Origin of the sequence: Nonomuraea sp. NPDC005730 (genome assembly GCF_040630865.1) — a bacterium.
Taxonomy (GTDB): domain Bacteria; phylum Actinomycetota; class Actinomycetes; order Streptosporangiales; family Streptosporangiaceae; genus Nonomuraea.
The window spans coordinates 16,496-32,464 of sequence record NZ_JBEXYK010000021.1 but is presented as its reverse complement, the minus strand read 5'-3'; the positions used below and the strand labels follow the sequence as shown (position 1 = coordinate 32,464).

General features: G+C 75.2%; 14 protein-coding genes. 9 read left to right on the top strand and 5 right to left on the bottom strand.

Going from position 1 to position 15,969, the window contains the following annotated elements; genetic code table 11:
• Position 1 precedes the first annotated feature (1 nt).
• The gene (locus tag ABZ444_RS24135) at positions 2-2,086 is read right to left on the bottom strand and encodes an iron chelate uptake ABC transporter family permease subunit (RefSeq protein WP_358000823.1); all 2,085 of its coding nucleotides are present in this window, start codon (positions 2,084-2,086) and stop codon (positions 2-4) included.
• Positions 2,087-2,146: 60 nt separating this feature from the next.
• Here ABZ444_RS24135 and ABZ444_RS24130 point away from each other — a divergent pair, with 60 nt between their 5' ends.
• The gene (locus ABZ444_RS24130) at positions 2,147-3,103 is read left to right on the top strand and encodes an iron-siderophore ABC transporter substrate-binding protein (RefSeq protein WP_358000820.1); all 957 of its coding nucleotides are present in this window, start codon (positions 2,147-2,149) and stop codon (positions 3,101-3,103) included.
• 77 nt (positions 3,104-3,180) lie between these two features.
• A complete protein-coding gene (locus ABZ444_RS24125; protein ID WP_358000818.1) occupies positions 3,181-3,636 on the top strand; it encodes a VOC family protein in 456 nt (151 codons plus the stop codon).
• Between the two features lie 22 nt (positions 3,637-3,658).
• Here ABZ444_RS24125 and ABZ444_RS24120 read toward each other — a convergent pair whose 3' ends face one another.
• Positions 3,659-4,249: a helix-turn-helix domain-containing protein gene (locus tag ABZ444_RS24120; protein WP_358000816.1), complete on the bottom strand. Its 591-nt coding sequence runs from the start codon at positions 4,247-4,249 to the stop codon at positions 3,659-3,661.
• 91 nt (positions 4,250-4,340) lie between these two features.
• On the opposite strand from ABZ444_RS24120, the gene ABZ444_RS24115 reads away from it, so the two are divergent.
• On the top strand, positions 4,341-5,906 hold the full coding sequence (locus tag ABZ444_RS24115; RefSeq protein WP_358000813.1) for an FAD-dependent oxidoreductase: 1,566 nt from the start codon (positions 4,341-4,343) through the stop codon (positions 5,904-5,906).
• A gap of 9 nt (positions 5,907-5,915) precedes the next feature.
• On the opposite strand, the gene ABZ444_RS24110 is transcribed toward ABZ444_RS24115, so the two are convergent.
• Both ABZ444_RS24110 and ABZ444_RS24105 read right to left on the bottom strand, forming a co-directional pair.
• A complete protein-coding gene (locus ABZ444_RS24110) occupies positions 5,916-6,254 on the bottom strand; it encodes a hypothetical protein (RefSeq protein WP_358000810.1) in 339 nt (112 codons plus the stop codon).
• Complete coding sequence (locus tag ABZ444_RS24105; RefSeq protein WP_358000807.1) at positions 6,251-6,985, bottom strand: HAD-IA family hydrolase; 735 nt, start codon at positions 6,983-6,985, stop codon at positions 6,251-6,253. Before ABZ444_RS24105 ends, ABZ444_RS24110 begins: the two co-directional genes overlap by 4 nt.
• A gap of 29 nt (positions 6,986-7,014) precedes the next feature.
• Between ABZ444_RS24105 and ABZ444_RS24100 the strand changes: the two genes are divergently transcribed.
• Positions 7,015-7,293 (top strand): hypothetical protein, encoded by a 279-nt coding sequence (locus ABZ444_RS24100; RefSeq protein ID WP_358000804.1) that lies wholly within the window; start codon positions 7,015-7,017, stop codon positions 7,291-7,293.
• On the opposite strand, the gene ABZ444_RS24095 is transcribed toward ABZ444_RS24100, so the two are convergent.
• The gene (locus ABZ444_RS24095; RefSeq protein ID WP_358000799.1) at positions 7,286-10,243 is read right to left on the bottom strand and encodes a S8 family serine peptidase; all 2,958 of its coding nucleotides are present in this window, start codon (positions 10,241-10,243) and stop codon (positions 7,286-7,288) included. The genes ABZ444_RS24100 and ABZ444_RS24095 overlap by 8 nt on opposite strands.
• 152 nt (positions 10,244-10,395) lie before the next feature.
• On the opposite strand from ABZ444_RS24095, the gene ABZ444_RS24090 reads away from it, so the two are divergent.
• From ABZ444_RS24090 to ABZ444_RS24070, 5 genes are all read left to right on the top strand, one after another.
• Positions 10,396-11,394: a hypothetical protein gene (locus ABZ444_RS24090; RefSeq protein ID WP_358000796.1), complete on the top strand. Its 999-nt coding sequence runs from the start codon at positions 10,396-10,398 to the stop codon at positions 11,392-11,394.
• A gap of 136 nt (positions 11,395-11,530) precedes the next feature.
• A complete protein-coding gene (locus tag ABZ444_RS24085) occupies positions 11,531-12,985 on the top strand; it encodes a serine/threonine-protein kinase (protein ID WP_358000793.1) in 1,455 nt (484 codons plus the stop codon).
• 132 nt (positions 12,986-13,117) lie between these two features.
• Positions 13,118-14,527, top strand: a complete 1,410-nt coding sequence (locus ABZ444_RS24080) for an aldehyde dehydrogenase family protein (RefSeq protein WP_358000790.1) — start codon at positions 13,118-13,120, stop codon at positions 14,525-14,527.
• Positions 14,528-14,530: 3 nt separating this feature from the next.
• Positions 14,531-14,974, top strand: a complete 444-nt coding sequence (locus ABZ444_RS24075) for a hypothetical protein (protein ID WP_358000787.1) — start codon at positions 14,531-14,533, stop codon at positions 14,972-14,974.
• 1 nt (position 14,975) lies between these two features.
• A complete protein-coding gene (locus ABZ444_RS24070) occupies positions 14,976-15,968 on the top strand; it encodes a nitrilase-related carbon-nitrogen hydrolase (RefSeq protein WP_358000784.1) in 993 nt (330 codons plus the stop codon).
• Position 15,969 lies beyond the last annotated feature (1 nt).

The window sequence follows — 15,969 nt, the reverse complement described above, 5'->3', positions numbered from 1 at the left end:
GTCACGACCTCCGGTCCGACAGCAGGGTCCACAGCAGGAAGGGGCCGCCCAGGATGCTGGTCACGACGCCCACGGGGATCTCGGCGCCGTCGGCGGCCACGCGCCCGGCCGTGTCGGCGATCACGACCAGCGCCGCGCCGGTGAGCGGCGCGCCGACCAGGGGGAGCCGGGCCGGGCCCGCCAGCCGGGCGGCGACGACGGGCGCGGCCAGGGCCACGAACGCGACGGGCCCGGCCACGCCCGCCGCCAGCCCGGCCAGCACGACGGCCGGCGCCAGCAGGGCGATCCTGGTACGGCCCGGCGCGACGCCGAGCCCGGCGCTGACGTCCTCGTCGAAGCGCAGCACGGCCACCCGGCGGGCCAGCGCGAGCGCGGCCGGGACCAGCACCGCCAGCCCGGCGGCCACGGGCAGGGCGACGGAGTAGCCGCGCCCGGCCAGGCTGCCCACGCTCCAGGAGTGCACGGCCGTGGCCGAGCCGAGCCCCTGCCAGGCCAGCAGCGACTGGGTGAGCGCGCCGGCCAGCGTGGTCAGCGCCAGCCCCGTCACGATGAACCGGTAGCCCTGCCGGCCGACGCCGCCCGAGACGGCGAACACCGCCACGGCGGCGGCCAGCGCGCCCGCGGGGCCGATCCACCAGTGGGCGAACAGCGTGCCCGAGGCGGACACCATGCCGGCGACCATGATGGCGATGACCGCGCCCTGGTTGATGCCGAGCATGTCGGGGGTGGCCAGCCGGTTGCGCGCCAGCGCCTGGGTCAGGCAGCCGGACAGCCCGAGCGCCGCCCCGGCCACCAGCCCGGCCAGCACGCGCGGCAGCCTGATCTCCTGGACGAGCAGCACGTGCCCGCCCTCGCCCGCCCCCGCCAGAGCGCCCAGCGCCTGCCCGGCCGTCATGCCCGACTGCCCGGCCGCGACCGCCGCCACGACGGCCACCGCGGTGACCCCCAGCAGCGCCGCCGCCGCCGCGGACGACCGTACGGGCACCAGCACCGACCAGCCCCGCCCCCGCACGACCCACGCGTCGGAAGGCGACGTCCCACCCGCCCGCGCGGCCCAGCGGGCGAGCCGCCGCCGCGGCGCGCGGGACGGGACGAGGTCGCCGGGCCCGGCGGCCACCGCCCGCGACCTGGCCACCACGACCAGCACCGGCGCCCCCAGCACGGCGACCAGCAACGCCACGGGCGCCTCGTACGGCCGCATGACCACCCGGGCCAGCACGTCGGCCCCCAGCAGCACCACCGCCCCGGCCAGCCCCGACAGCACGATCCGCGGCCCGACCCGGCCTCCGAGCAGTGTCCTGGACAGGTAACCGGCCAGCAGGCCGAGGAAGCCGATCGGACCGGCCACCGCGACCGCCGCGGCGCTGAGCAGCGTCACCGCCACCGTCACCCACAGCCGGGTGCGCCCCGGCCGGTGCCCGAGCGCGACGGCGAGGTCGTCGCCGAGCGCCAGCGCCGCCAGCGGCCGGGCCGCGACCGCCGCCATGACCAGCCCCGCCGTGACCGCCGGCGCGATCGCCAGCACCCGGTCCATGGGGATCCCGGCCAGCGAGCCGAGGATCCAGTACCGGTACTGGTCGAACGTCACCGGGTCGGCCACCAGCACGGCCGTGGTGATCCCGGTGAGCGTGGCCGACAGGGCGGCCCCGGCCAGCACCAGCTTCAGCGGCGAGAGCCGGGCCCCGATCGCGAGCACGACCCCGGTGGCCAGGAGCGCGCCGCCGAGCGCCCATCCCAGGTACGCGCCGCCGGTCTGCGCGCCGGCGGTGACGATCCCGGTCACGACGCCGAGGGCGGCGCCCGCGTTCACGCCGAGCAGCCCGGTCTCGGCCAGCGGGTTGCGGGTGACCGACTGCAGCAGCATGCCCGAGACCCCGAGCGCGGCGCCGACGACGAGGGCGGCCAGCGTGCGGGGCAGCCGCAGCGTGTCCACCACCATCCGCAGGTGGCCGTCCCCGCCGCCGCCGAGCAGGTAGTCGAGGACCTGCCCGGGGGCGACCCGGCCCGCGCCGGTGAGCATGGACGCCGCGCACAGGGCCAGCAGCGCGGCGGCGCCGAGTCCGAAGGCGCGGACTTGCGTAAACATAAGGTAAGGCTAACCTAAAAAAAGGTAAGCCTTTCCTAATTTCTTAGCTCGGGAGCTCGTATGACCCCTCTCCGCAGGGTCGGCGGACTGCTCGTCGCCGCCGCCGCCGTCCTGACCGCCGTGGCGTGCGGCGCGTCCTCCGCACCCGCCTCGCCGGGCGGGTCCGCCGCCGCCGCGCCGGCCGTCCGGGAGGTCAAGGACGCCACCGGCACCCTGATCAAGGTCCCGGCCGAGCCCAGGCGCGTGGTCACCCTCACCCAGGAGGACCTGGACGCCGTCCTGGCCCTCGGCGTGACCCCCGTGGGCATCACCAACGGCCAGGGCATCGACACGCCGCCGGCGTACCTGGCCGACAAGGTGAAGGGCATCCCGGTCGTGGGCAACCTGCTGCAGCCGGTCATCGACAAGGTCGTCGAGGCCCGGCCGGACCTCATCCTCGCCGGCGACCTCCAGGACCAGCAGGTGCTCGACCAGCTCCGCAAGGTCACCCCGGCCACCGTGGTGACGATGGCCCCCACCGACGACTGGAAACTGTCGTTCATGGGCGTCGGCAACGCGCTCAACAAGCTGGACGCGGCCAGGAAGGTCATGGCCGGCTACGACGCCCGCGTCGCCGCCGCCAAGGCCAGGATCAAGCCGGCCGAGGTGAGCATCGTGCGGTGGAACCCGCAGGGCCCGAGCTGGATGGAGAAGCGGCAGTTCGCCGGATTCGTCGCCACCGACCTCGGCCTGACCCGTCCCGCCGCCCAGGACAAGGACGGCACCGCCCACTCCATGCCGCTCAGCCTGGAGGCGCTGTCCGACATCGACGGCGAATGGCTGTTCGTCTCCACGCTGACCGCCGACGGCGAGAAGACGCTCGACGAGGTGCGGCGGACGCCCGCGTTCAAGGAGCTGAAAGCGGTCAGGGCGGGGCACGTGGTGCCGGTGAACGGCTCGGTCTGGAGCACCCGCGGCGCCCCGCTGGCCGCCGGCGTCGTCCTCGACGACCTGGTCAAGGCCCTCAGTGCGGCCTGAACGAGCCTGGTAAGGGAATTTCCCGGCCGGGGCGCGGGTTGGCGGGGGTGATCGTCCGCATCCGATGAGGAGAACCCATGAACGACCACCCCGGTGCCCCGGCCGTCCGACAGCTCCGGCTGGTCGTCGAGGCGGAGGACTACGAGGCGGCGCTGACGTTCTACCGCGACGTGCTCGGCCTGCCCGAGGAGGCCGCCTACTCCTCCGGCGACGGCGCCCGCGTGGCCATCCTCGACGCGGGCCGGGCCACCCTGGAGATCGCGAACCCGGCCCAGAAGAAGATGATCGACGACGTCGAGGTGGGACGGCAGGTGGCGCCCAAGCTCCGGGTCGCCTTCGAGGTGGACGACTCCCGTGAGACCACCGCCCGCCTGGTGTCGGCCGGCGCGGACGAGGTGGCCCCGCCCACGCTCACCCCCTGGCAGTCGCTCAACGCCCGCCTCGACACGCCCGGCGGGCTGCACATCACCGTCTTCCAGGAGCTCGCCACCCCGGAGGAGCGCGAGCAGCTGGACGGCTTCGGCACCTCCTGACCGGCACGTCCCGAGCGGCGGCTCATCCGGCGGTGGGGCGGGCGCGCACGTGCAGGCGCTCGCCCTGCGGGCCGAACAGGGCGAGCACCTCCGTGGGATCGGGGCCGGGATTGGCGAACGCGTGCGGCACGCGGGTGTCGAACTCGGCCACCTCGCCCGCCGTCAGCACCACGTCGTGCTCGCCGAGCAGCAGGCGCAGCCGGCCGGACAGGACGTAGAGCCACTCGTAGCCCTCGTGGGCCTGCTGCTCGTACTCGCCGTGGGGCCAGCCCGGCGGGTAGATCTGCTTGTACGCCTGGATCCCGCCGGGACGCCGGCTCAGCGGGATGTACGTCATGCCGTGCCGCGAGACCGGCCGCAGGTGCACCCGCGGATCGCCGGTCGGCGGCGCGTCGATCAGCTCGTCCAGCGGCACCTGGTGGGCGCGCGCCAGCGACAGCAGCACCTCCAGCGTGGGCCTGCGCCCGCCCGACTCCAGCCGCGACAGCGTGCTGACCGAGATCCCCGTGGCCTCGGCGAGCTGCGCCAGCGTCACGCCCCGCCGCTGCCGCAACGCGCGCAGCCGCGGCCCCACCGCCCGCAGGACCTCGTCGAGCTCCGGTGTCTCGTCCATGCGGCCCAGCTTGCCATTTCGGCAACGACATTTGTCAACCTCGTCGCGCAGGACGCACAGTGTGCCATCGGCACATCTCTGGAGGAACACGATGGACGACAAGTACGACGTGGTGGTCGTCGGCGGCGGGGCCGCCGGGCTGAGCGGCGCCCTGACCCTGGGCCGGGCCCGCCGCAGGGTGCTGGTGATCGACGAGGGCCGGCCGCGCAACGCCCCGGCCGACGGCGTGCACACCTACCTGGGCCGGGAGGGCACCTCGCCGCTCGACCTGCTGGCCGCCGGCCGCGCGGAGGTGGCCGGGTACGGCGGCGAGCTCGTCACCGGCTCCGCCGTGGCGGCCGAACGCCTGGACGCCGGCGGTTTCCGCGTGCGGCTGGCCGACGGGTCCGCGGTCGTGGCGGACCGGCTGCTGGTCACCACGGGCCTGGTGGACGAGCTGCCCGACCTGCCCGGCGTGGCCGAGCGCTGGGGCCGGGAGGTGCTGCACTGCCCGTACTGCCACGGGTGGGAGGTGCGCGACCAGCCGATCGGCGTGCTGGCCGCCGGCTCGATCGCCGCCCACCAGGCGCTGTTGTGGCGGCAGTGGAGCGACGACGTGACCCTCTTCACGCACACCGCCCCGCCGCTCGGCGCGGAGGACCGGGCCAGGCTGGCCGCGCGCGGCGTCACCGTCGTCGAGGGGCGGGTCGCCGGCCTGTCGCCGGACGCCGGCCCGCTCACCGGCGTCACCCTGGAGAACGGCGACGTCGTCCCGTGCCGGGCCTTCGTGGTCGCCCCGCGCTTCACCGCCCGCTCGGCCCTGCTGGCCGGGCTCGGCGTCGAGACGGCCGAGCAGCTCATGAACGGGCACGTCATGGGCGCCCACGTGCCCGCCGACCCGGCCGGCGCGACCGGCGTCCCGGGCGTGTGGGTGGCCGGGAACGTGGCCAACCTGGGCGAGAACGTCATCGGCGCGGCCGCCGCGGGGGTCAGGGCGGCGGCGGCGATCAACGCCGACCTGATCGAGGAGGAGACCCGCCGCGCGGTGGCGGCCGCCGGCGCGCCGGTCTCCGGCGAACGGTTCTGGGACGACCGCTACGGGCAGTCCGAACGCATCTGGAGCGGCAATCCCAACGCGCGCCTGGTCGAGGAGGTCGCGGATCTGGAACCCGGCACCGCGCTGGAGCTGGGCTGCGGCGAGGGCGCCGACGCCGTGTGGCTGGCCCGCCGCGGCTGGCGGGTCACCGCCGCCGACATCTCCGGCGTGGCCCTGGCCCGCGCCGCCGCCCACGCCGCGGACGCGGGCGTGGGCGAGCGCGTCGAATGGCAGCGCCACGACCTGGCCGAGTCCTTCCCCGAGGGCGAGTACGACCTGGTCACCGCGAGCTACCTGCACTCGCCCGCCGAACTGTCGCGCGAGAAGGTCCTGCGCGCCGCCGCCGCGGCCGTCGCCCCCGGCGGCCAGCTCCTGGTGCTCGGGCACGCCGGCCCCCCGCCGTGGGAGCCGGACGCCCGCGTCGAGCTGCCCACGCCCGACCAGGTGCTCGACGCGCTGGAACTGGCCGAGGGGGAGTGGGAGGTGCTGCGGGCCGAGGAGTTCGAACGCGCCCAGACCGCCCCCGGCGGCACGCCGGCCGTCCGCGTCGACAACGTGCTGAGGATCCGGCGGCGCGGCTGACCCGCGCGGTCAGCGGCGGCGCTCGCGCAGGGCGACGGCCACGTTGATCACAGTGAGGGCGACCAGCATGACGATCGCGGCGATCAGCCCGTCCGGCCGGCCCACCAGCGCGATCGTCCCGCCCACACCGAAGATCACCGAGAAGTACGCCAGGCCCGCGGACATCCCCCGGTGGCCGCTGTCCTGGGGCGTGCGCTGGGCGAGCCGCTCCTCGACCTTCCGGTCGATCTCGTGGCCGACCCGCTCCAGGAACGAGTCGACCAGGGCCTGCTCGTAGTCGGGACCCAGCTCCCGGCGCGCGGCGACGGCGGCGCGCAGCTCGTCGTTCGGCAGTTCCGAGGTGCTCATACCATCGGCTCTACGCCCCTCCGGCCCCTTTGTCCAGCCACCGGGACGCGCTGGTCGAGGGCCGTCGTCAGCGGGCCGCGGGCGGCCTCCTCCAGCAGGGCGACGGTGCCGGCCAGGGCGGGGAAGGCGTCGATGAAGGCGTCGACCGGGTGCGGGGCGAAGTCGGCGGGCCGGCGCAGCCCACTCTGCATGCAGGCGACGAACCGCAGGCCCGCGCCGGTGGCCGCCTCGGCGTCGGTGGGGGAGTCGCCCACGTAGAGGCATTCGGCGGGGTCGAGGCCGGTGGCGGCCAGCAGCTCGTCGAAGGCGCGCGGGTCGGGCTTGCCGAAGCGCGTGTTGCCGGCGTGGTAGACCGCCGCGATCCGGCCGTCGAGCGCGTGGCCCGGCGCCATCAGGTGCTCCATCTCGGCCTCGTCGCGCGAGGTCAGCAGCATGACCTCGCGCCCGGCCGCGTTGAGCTCGTCGATCGCGCGCAGGTTCTCCGCCGGGACGACGTCGACCAGCCCGGCCGCCACGTACTCGCGCAGCACGGCGTGATGCAGGGGCAGGTAGGCGGTCAGGTCGAGGCCGGGCGAGCGGAGCGGCATGGCCTCGTGCAGGGACCGGCCCCAGGTCGCCACGTGCACCGCCCTGGACATGGGCCCGTGGCCGAGGCGCGCCAGGACCTCGTTCTCCAGCTCGAAGCACGCGGCCTCGGTGAGGCACAAGGTGTCGTCGACATCAACCACCACGGCACGGATCACAGGCCACACCATAACCGGTGGCCCGGTCGGGAGCCGACGGCGGCGGCGCGCAGCGCGCCCGCCAGGTCCGCGACCGGCCCGGGGCCGGGACCGGGGAGGCGCGAATGATCAACACGCCGACGTCCGGCCTGTGGTGGGACGTCAGCGGCGCCCCTTCGCCGGAGCGGGCCGCCGTCCCCCTGCTCGACCTGGCCCTCGGCCCGGTGGACCCCGGCCACCACGGGGAACTCGCCCGGTTCGGACGGGTTCTGCCGTGGCGGCCGGAGTGGCGGGCGGAGTGGCGGGCGGCTAGTTGATCGTGACGATCGTCCCGGCGCCGTTGGGGTACTCGACGTAGCCGGTGCTGACGCGCTGCGTCGCGCCCGTCCAGGACGCGGTCAGCGTGAACGGCGTGCCGGCGGTCACCTTCGGGCGGGCCGGCGTCACCGTGAGCGCGCCACGCGCGTGGCCCGCCTCCACGATGTCGGCCTGGGCGGTGAACGCCGTGGACGTCGTCCCCGGCAGGTCACCGAGGCTGAGCACGATCAGGGTGTGCCTGCCGGGCCGCGGGCGGGACAGCACGGCGCGGTGGTCGCCGTCCGGGCTGGACACCCATGCCTCGTACTCGCGCCCGCCGGCGCCGTCGTAGACGAGCAGGCCGCCCACCTGGGCCTCCGGGTTCACCGCCTTGATGCGGAACGCGGCGGCCCGGGCGCCCTCGGGCACCGTGATCGGGATCTCGCGGCCGAACACCTCGTCCTGGCTCACCGTGCCGGGCGTCTCGGCTCCCGAGACCGGCCCGTACGGGGTGACCTGGAACTTCCTCAGCCCCGGCGTCACCTCGAAGGAGAGCGAGCCGGTCGCGCCCGCGCCGCGCACCTCGGCGGGCGCCCTGGCGCTCAGCGGCGTGGCCACGATCGCGCTGCGCACGCTGGTGCCCGCCCCGCTCCAGGTGAGCCGGCCGGTGGCGGTCTCGCCGGTGGCCTCGGGCAGCGTCTCCAGCGTGACGGTGAACTCCTTGACCTGGCCGGCCTCCTTGAACACCAGCGTGGACGGCTTGACCTTCGCCCTGAACCCGGGCACCTCGATCGAGGCGTGGTAGACGCCCGGCGTGAGCGCCGTCACCCGGCGGGTGATCGTGCGCGAGCCGAACAGCTCGGCCACCGCGATCGTCGGGTAGTTCAGGTCGGAGGCGGCCAGCGGCGCGGCGCCGGTGCCGGTGGCCACGCCGAGGCCCTCCAGGAACCCGTACCAGTCCTTCGGCCCGGCGTCGTAGACCAGGCCGGGGGTGAACATGCGGGACGGGTCCACGTGCCCCGCGCCCTGCGCGAAGACGTCCGGGGTCCTGGTGTCGTAGGCGGTGGTCATCATGGCCGACTTGATCGCCATCGGCGACATCCGGGGATGCCGGCCGAGGTGGAGGGCGGCCAGGCCGGCGATGTGCGGGGTGGCCATCGAGGTGCCGGAGTAGAAGTCGAAGTCCTTGCCGTCGTTGCCCGGCGGCGCCACGGCGGCCAGGATCGCCGCGCCGGGGGCGGTGACGTCCGGCTTGAGCAGGTCGCCCTTGGCGGACAGGGCGGGGCCGCGCGAGGAGAAGCTGGTCACCTCGGGATAGGCCACGCCGTCGGCGGGGGCCGGGAGCAGGGTGGCCGTCGCGCCCGGCGTGGCCGCGTACGTCGCGATCCTCCCCGCGTCGGGCGCGTCCACGTGCACGGTCGGCACGGCGTGCAGGTCGGCGTCGGTGGACTGGGGGGTCGGGTTGCCCAGCACCATGCCCACGCCGCCGGCCCGCCTGACCTCGGCCGACTTGTCCACGCGGGGTGTCGTCCCGCGCGCGCAGTAGACGATCTTCCCGGCGGCCTTGGCCGGGTCGAGCGAGCCGGCCGCACACACCTCGGCGTCGGCGTCGGCCGCCTGGCCGGTCTTCACCGACACGGCGGTGACCAGCGGCACGGGGCCGAGCGGCGCGACGACCGAGGTGCTGATGCCCCGGTAGGCGGCGCCGTCGCCGAGCCGGACCTCGCCCCGGCGGGGCGCGATCGTCCCGGCGGCGACGGTCGTCGTCCAGGGCGCGGTGTTGTCCAGCGTGGAGGCGTCGGGGCCGGAGTTGCCGCCGGCGGTCGCGACGAAGACGCCGGCCTGGGCGGCGGCCAGGAAGGCGAGCTGGATCGGGTCGTCGGCGGCCGATTCCGACATCGCGCTGCCGATCGAGTAGTTGATCACGTCCACACCGTCGGCCACCGCCTGGTCGATGGCCGCGATGAGGTCGGAGCTGAAGCCGCCCGTCGTGCCGCCGTCCTTGCCCTGCCACAGCGCCTTGTAGACGGCGATCGCCGCGCCCGGCGCGACGCCCGAGACCGTGCCGAAGTCGATGCCGTTCGCGGCGGCCGGGACGCCGTGGTTGCCCGCCGCGGTCCCGGCGGTGTGCGAGCCGTGGCCCTGGGCGTCGCGCGGTGAGGCGAAGTCGTCACGCTGCTCCGGCGGGGTCTGCCGGAGCCACTGCTCGCCGAAGTAGCGGGCGCTGACCAGCTTGCCGTTGCACAGGTCGGCGGTGAAGCGCTCGCCGGTCTGGCAGAGGCCGGTGAACGTGGCGCCGTCGGCCTTCGGCATGACCGTGGCGCCGTCCTTGAGATAGGGACGGTACGGGTCGGCGCCGGCGGGCGGCTCGGTGCCGAGGGCCGGGCCGGCGAAGGACGGGTTCTCCGGCCAGATGCCGGTGTCGACGACGCCGACGACCACGCCCTTGCCCGCCTTGCCCGTGCCGCCGAGTGCGGCCCACAGGCCGCGGTCGCCGGACAGGCGCAGGAAGTCGGTGGAGTTCCGGTCGTCCAGGGCCTTGTGCAGGACGTCCGGGGTGACCGACAGCACGCCCCGGCCGGCGTGCAGCCGCAGGGCCTGGGCGGGGGTGAGGTCGGCGGTGAAGCTGTTGGAGGCGACCACGTGGTGGGCGGTGGCGGACGCGCCGACGCTCCGGGCCACCTCGTCCTGCCGGGTGGTCAGGCGGTCGCGGTAGCGCCTGGCGTGGGGGCTGGTGGTGTCCACCTTCCTGCCCTTGCCGCCCCTGGTGGGCGCGATGCCGGTGACGCCGCCGTCGTAGGTGGCCAGGGGCGACTCGGTCAGGGTGACGACGTAGGGGGAGGGGGCGGCGGCTGCTGTGGAGGCCGCTGCGGAGGCGGCCGTGGGCCGGGCCACGGCCGGGACGGCGGCGGTGACCGCCAGCGCGGCGGCCAGTGCCAGTGCGCGGTGAACGCGGGTGTTGCGGGACATTGCTCCTCAAGGGGGACGAGCCTGGTCACCCGTCCGGGGAGGATCACCGGAGGGCCGCCATGGAGTCAAGCGTCCAGTGGAGATCAGTGTCGAGATATAGTGCTGACATTTTCGGCCACGTGACCAAAAACGACATTTTCGGAAGGTGTTTTGTGGCGGACGGCTCTGTGCTCGGCGCGGTGGGCCTGTCGGACTTCGACGAGCGGCTGTACCGGCTGCTGCTGCGCGGACCCGGCCTGCCCACGGCCCAGGCCGCGGCCGCGCTGGAGACCGGCCCCGCCCGGGTGCGCGCCGGGCTGGCCCGCCTGGCCGACGCCGGGCTGCTGCGCCGCACCGGACCCGGCCGGTACGAGGCCGTGCCGCCGGAGGCGGCGATCGAGTGGCTGGTGGACCGCCGGCGCCTGGAGACCGAGGCGCGGCTCGCGGCGGTCCGGACGGTCGTGTCGGACTTCGCCCAGCTCTACCACTCCGGCCGGATGGGCTCCGGGCCCGCCGGCGTCGTGGAGGTCCTGGCCGGCGAGGAGGCCGTCAAACGGGTGATCACCGAGCTCCAGCGGACGGTCGGCGTGGAGCTGCTCGGCTTCGACCGCCCTCCATACGTGGGACGCCCCGACGACTCCCACGACACCAACGAGTCGGAGCTGGACGGCACCCGGCAGCTGCTGGCGCGCGGCGTGGACATCCGGGTGGTCTACTGCGCCGAGTCCCTGGACCGGCCCGGCCGCCTGGAGACCCTGATCCGGCTGGCCGAAGAGGGCGAGCGGTCCCGGTTCGTCGCGCACCTGCCGTTCAAGCTGCGCATCGCCGACCGCAGGATCGGCCTGTTCCCGCTGGTGGACGGCGTCTACGACAACATCGCCCTGCTGCACCCCTCCCGGCTGCTGGACGCGCTGGTCGAGCTGTTCGACGTCTACTGGGAGCGCGGCCGGCCGCTGGCCGGGCTGCCGCAGGCGGCTCAGGAACGCCCGGCGGAGGCGGACCTGCTCGTGCTGCGCCTGCTCAACGCCGGGCTCAAGGACGAGGCCATCGGCCGCCACCTCGGGGTCAGCCCCAGGACGGCCACCCGCAAGATCGCCGCCGTGGTGGAGAGCCTCGGCGTGACCAGCCGCTTCCAGGCGGGCGCGGAGGCGGCCGCCCGCGGCTGGCTCTGATCCCATATCGCCGCACTTCGGTCGATCTTCGCTTACTGTGCATCTCGGGGGGTGCGCTGCGGGAGAATGTTCCTCGCCGCGCGCCGGTGCACGGCCAGCGGGGAACGACGGGGGAACACGGAGGATGACGTCGAGGATGAGTGCTCAGACGCAGGAGCATCTCGGCCCTTACCGGGTGATCAGAAAGATCGGCGAGGGTGGCATGGGGGTCGCCCACCTCGGTCTCGACGGCGCGGGTCGCCAGGTCGCGATCAAGGTGCTGCATCCGCACGTCGCCGCCGACCTCAAGGCGCGCGACCGCCTGGTACGCGAGGTGGAGACCATGCGCCGGGTGCGCAGCCGGTACGTCGCCGAGGTCGTCGACGCCGAGTTCGACGCCCACCGGCCCTACGTCGTGACGCGCTTCGCCGATGGTCGCACGCTGGAGCAGGCCGTCCTGACCGACGGCCCGCTGGAGGCCCGCGCGGTCGTCAGGCTCGCGCAGGGGCTGTGCCAGGCGCTGGTCGACATCCACGCGGCCGGCGTGATCCACCGTGACCTCAAACCGGCCAACGTCATGCTGGTCGGCGGCGAGCCGCTGGTCATCGACTTCGGCATCGCCCACCTGGTCGACGCGGCCCGGCTGACGCAGTCGGGCATGTTCGTCGGCACGCCCGGCTACCTGGCGCCGGAGATCATCCGGGCCTCGCAGGTCACCCCGGCGGCCGACGTGCACGCGCTGGCCTCGACGGTGTTCTTCGCCGCCACGGGGCTGCCGCCGTTCGGCACCGGGTCGTTCGAGGCCGTCTGCTTCAACACCATGGAGGGACGGGCGCGGCTCGACGAGGCGCCCGCGTGGCTGCGCGGCTGGCTGGCCGGCGCGCTGCGCGTCGACCCGGCCGCCCGGCCCGTCGCCCGGGAGCTGCTGCGGCAGGCCGGGGCGCTCGACCCGGGCGACCGCCCGTTCGTGGCCGAACGGCCCGGCGCCAGCACGCTCACCATGGACGCCGTCTCCGCCCTGCTCCCGCCGGTCGAGTACGCGCCGCGCGGCCACCACGAGCAGCCGGCGCCGCCCGCCCCGACCGTCCACGCGGACCGGCAGTGGGAACGCCCGCGGCCCGCTCCCGCGCCCGCCGCCCCCGCCGAGCCCTTCGACCTGCGGCGGTTCGTGACCAGCAGCGCGTTCGTCGGCGTGCTGGCGCTGGTGACGCTGTCGGCCACGACCGTCGTCACGCCGGTCGTCGGCGGCCTGCTGGCGGTGGCGCTCTCGCTGGCGCTGCGCGTCGCCGACCACTTCCTCTCGGAGGAGCGGCCGACGCCGGCCCGCGCCGCGCTCGTGGCCATGGGCAACCTGCTCCTGTCGCTGGCCGTCGGCCTGGGCGTGGCCGGCCTCCTGGAGGCGGCCGGGTCGAGCACCAGCCACGCCGAGGCCCTGGCCGCCGGCGGGTTCACGCTGGGGCTGTTCGTGCTGCCCGGCGCGGCGCCCGCGCGGCGCAGGGCGGCGCGCGTGCTGGCCCGCCTCCTGCCCGGCCGCAGCGCGACCGTGGTGACGGTGGCCGTCATGGGGCCGGTCGCGCTGCTGGCCACGATCGCGGCACTCCTCCAGGGCTGACCGGCCCACTTCTCATCGGCCCAGCTCACCGGCCGGCCGCCGGTGGCCCTGGGCGGCTCTCCGGCGTCGAAGATCATTCGGGGTGGCGTACGGCTGGACACCGCGATGTTCGACGTGCTCAGAATGGGCCTCGTGACGCCTTCGACCGGGCACGTCGTCAGGAACCCGCTCACCGGGCGGGCCGAGCGGCCGCTCGCGCCCGTCGGTCCCGACCGGCTGGCGGAGATCGCGGCCGGGCTGCGCGCGATGGCCCCCGCCTGGCGGGCCCCTGACCGGGCCGCCGACCGGGGTGAAGTGCTGGCCGCGTTCGGCCGGGCGCTGGCGGCCGACGACGAACTGCTGGCCGCGCTGGTGGCAGACACGGGCCGGGAGGCCGAGTCCAGGCTGGAACGGCAGCTCACGGCCGGGCTCGCCGAACGATGGGCGCGCCAGGCCCCCGCGCTGCTCGCGCCCCCGCCCGAACGGCCGGCCGCGCTGCCGGGGATCGTCGTGGGCGGCGACGCGGTGCCGTACGAGCTGGCCGGGGTGATCAGCCCCTGGAACTTCCCGCTGCTGCTCGCCCTGATCGACGCGGTGCCCGCGCTGGCGGCCGGTTGCGCGGTGCTGGTCAAGCCGAGCGAGGTGACGCCGCGCTTCATCGAGCCGCTGATGCGGCTGGTCCCCGCCGGGCTGCCGTTGCGGCTGGTCGAGGGGGCCGCCGAGACCGGCGAACGGCTCGTCGGCCTGGTGGACACCGTCGTGTTCACCGGCAGCGTGCCGACGGGCCGCCGGGTGGCCGAGGCCGCGGCGCGCGCGTTCGTCCCCGCCCACCTGGAGCTGGGCGGCAAGGACCCGGCGATCGTGCTGGCCGGCGCCGACCTGGAACGGGCGGCCGAGGCCGTCCTTTGGGGCGGCACGGCCAACGCCGGGCAGTCCTGCCAGTCGGTCGAGCGCGTCTACGTCGAGCGCGGCGCCTACGACGCCTTCCTCGGCCTGCTCGCCGGCAGGGCCGCGCGGACCCGGCTGACCTGCGAGGGCGGCCCCATCGGGCCGATCATCGACCCCGCGCAGGCCGACGTGATCGCGGCCCACCTGGCCGACGCCGCCGCCAAGGGCGCGCTGACCCACACGGGCGGCGCGATCGAGCGGCACGGCGGCGGGCTGTGGTGCCGTCCCACCGTGCTGTCGCGGGTGCGGCACGACATGCTGGTCATGACGGAGGAGACGTTCGGGCCGGTGCTGCCGGTCATGGCCGTGTCCGGGGCGGAGGAGGCGGTGGCGCTGGCCAACGACAGCGCGTACGGGCTGTCGGCCGCGGTGTTCGCCGCCACCGAGGAGGCGGCGCTGGCCGTCGCGGCCCGGCTGAACGCCGGCGCGGTCAGCGTCAACGACGCCGCGCTGACCGCGCTCGTCCACGAGGGCGAGAAGAACTCCTTCGGCCTGTCGGGGCTCGGCGGCTCGCGCATGGGCGCCGCCTCGATCGGCCGGTTCCTGCGCCGCAGGGCGTACCTGATCAACCGGTCCGGGGCCGCCGACCCGTGGTGGCACCCCAGGGAGGGATAGAGCATGGGACTGCGTGCCGAGATGCCGCTGCTGGCCCGCCACGAGGGCGAGTGGGCCGGCGAGTACGTGCACGTCGACAAGGACGGTGCCGTGATCGACCGCCACCACGTCGAGATGACCTGCGCGATCGTCGACGACGCCGGCTACCACCAGACCAACCGCTACCGCTGGGACGACGGCCGCACCGAGGTGCACGAGTTCCCCGGCACGTACCTGGGCGGCGGCCGGTGCGCGTTCGACACCGAACGGCTGACCGGCCAGTTCTGGGAGCTCGACGACAGCACCATCTACCTGACCTGGCGCTTCAAGGCCGAGGGCGACGACCTGCGGCTGTTCGAGCTGATCGTGCTGAGCCCGGACGGCGCCTCCCGCAGCCGCACCTGGCAGTGGATCAGGAACGGCGAGTGCGTCCGGCGCACGCTGATCGACGAGCACAGGACCGCCTGACATGACCGCCTGCACCGCCCTGGCGCTCCAGATCGCGGCCAGGGCCGTCACCGACCGCGCCGACCTGGCCGCCGCCGTCGGGCGCGTCGCGGAGCGCGTCGGCGGCAGCAAGGCGTGGCTCGGCCCCGCCCTGCGGCTGGTGGTGCTGCCGGAGTACGTCCTGACCGGCTTCCCCGCCGGGCAGGGGCCGGCCGAGTGGCGCGAGAAGGCCGCCCTCGACGTGGACGGGCCCGAGTACCGGGCGCTGGCCGCGATCGCCGCCGACAACGACGTGTTCCTGTGCGTCAACGCCTACGAGCGCGACGAGCACTTCCCCGGCCTGTACTTCCAGGCGTGCGTGATCCTCTCCCCCGCGGGGGAGGCGGTGCTGCGCTACCGGCGGCTGCACTCGCTGTTCACGCCCACGCCGTACGACGTGTGGGAGCGGTACCTCGACCGGTACGGCCTCGACGGCGTGCTGCCGGTCGCGCGCACCGAGATCGGCAACCTGGCCGCGCTCGCCTCGGAGGAGATCCTGGTGCCCGAGCTGGCCAGGGCGCTGGCGCTGCGCGGTGCGGAGGTGTTCTGCAACCCGACCTCCGAGGCGTACTCGCCCGCCCTGACCCCCAAGGCCGTCGCCCGCCGCGCCCGCGCGGTGGAGAACCTGGCCTACGTCGTCTCGGCCAACACCGCCGGGCTGTCCGGCATCGCGATCCCCGGCGACTCGGTCAACGGCGGCTCGGAGGTGATCGACCACGAGGGCCGCGCGCTGGCCCAGGCCGGCCCGGGGGAGACGCTGGTCGCCGCCGCCGAGCTGGACCTGGCCGCGCTGCGCCGCGCCCGCCGCAGGCCCGGCATGGCGAACCTGCCCAGCCGGGTCAAGACGGGACTGTGGGCGCAGGAGTACGCCGCGCACGACGTCGAACGGCCCGCCGACCTGGACACCGCCCCTGACCGCGGCTTCCACGTCGCCCGGCAGCGCGAGGTCATCGAACGCCTGCACGGCCGGGGCTGAG

Bases quoted from the DNA above. Each gene is read 5' to 3' on its own strand.
- ABZ444_RS24125 (WP_358000818.1), top strand. From the start codon at position 3,181: ATGAACGACCACCCCGGTGCCCCGGCCGTCCGACAGCTCCGGCTGGTC.
- ABZ444_RS24110 (WP_358000810.1), bottom strand. From the start codon at position 6,254: ATGAGCACCTCGGAACTGCCGAACGACGAGCTGCGCGCCGCCGTCGCC.
- ABZ444_RS24085 (WP_358000793.1), top strand. From the start codon at position 11,531: ATGAGTGCTCAGACGCAGGAGCATCTCGGCCCTTACCGGGTGATCAGA.
- ABZ444_RS24120 (WP_358000816.1), bottom strand. From the start codon at position 4,249: ATGGACGAGACACCGGAGCTCGACGAGGTCCTGCGGGCGGTGGGGCCG.
- ABZ444_RS24115 (WP_358000813.1), top strand. From the start codon at position 4,341: ATGGACGACAAGTACGACGTGGTGGTCGTCGGCGGCGGGGCCGCCGGG.
- ABZ444_RS24075 (WP_358000787.1), top strand. From the start codon at position 14,531: ATGGGACTGCGTGCCGAGATGCCGCTGCTGGCCCGCCACGAGGGCGAG.
- ABZ444_RS24095 (WP_358000799.1), bottom strand. From the start codon at position 10,243: ATGTCCCGCAACACCCGCGTTCACCGCGCACTGGCACTGGCCGCCGCG.
- ABZ444_RS24070 (WP_358000784.1), top strand. From the start codon at position 14,976: ATGACCGCCTGCACCGCCCTGGCGCTCCAGATCGCGGCCAGGGCCGTC.
- ABZ444_RS24130 (WP_358000820.1), top strand. From the start codon at position 2,147: ATGACCCCTCTCCGCAGGGTCGGCGGACTGCTCGTCGCCGCCGCCGCC.
- ABZ444_RS24135 (WP_358000823.1), bottom strand. From the start codon at position 2,086: ATGTTTACGCAAGTCCGCGCCTTCGGACTCGGCGCCGCCGCGCTGCTG.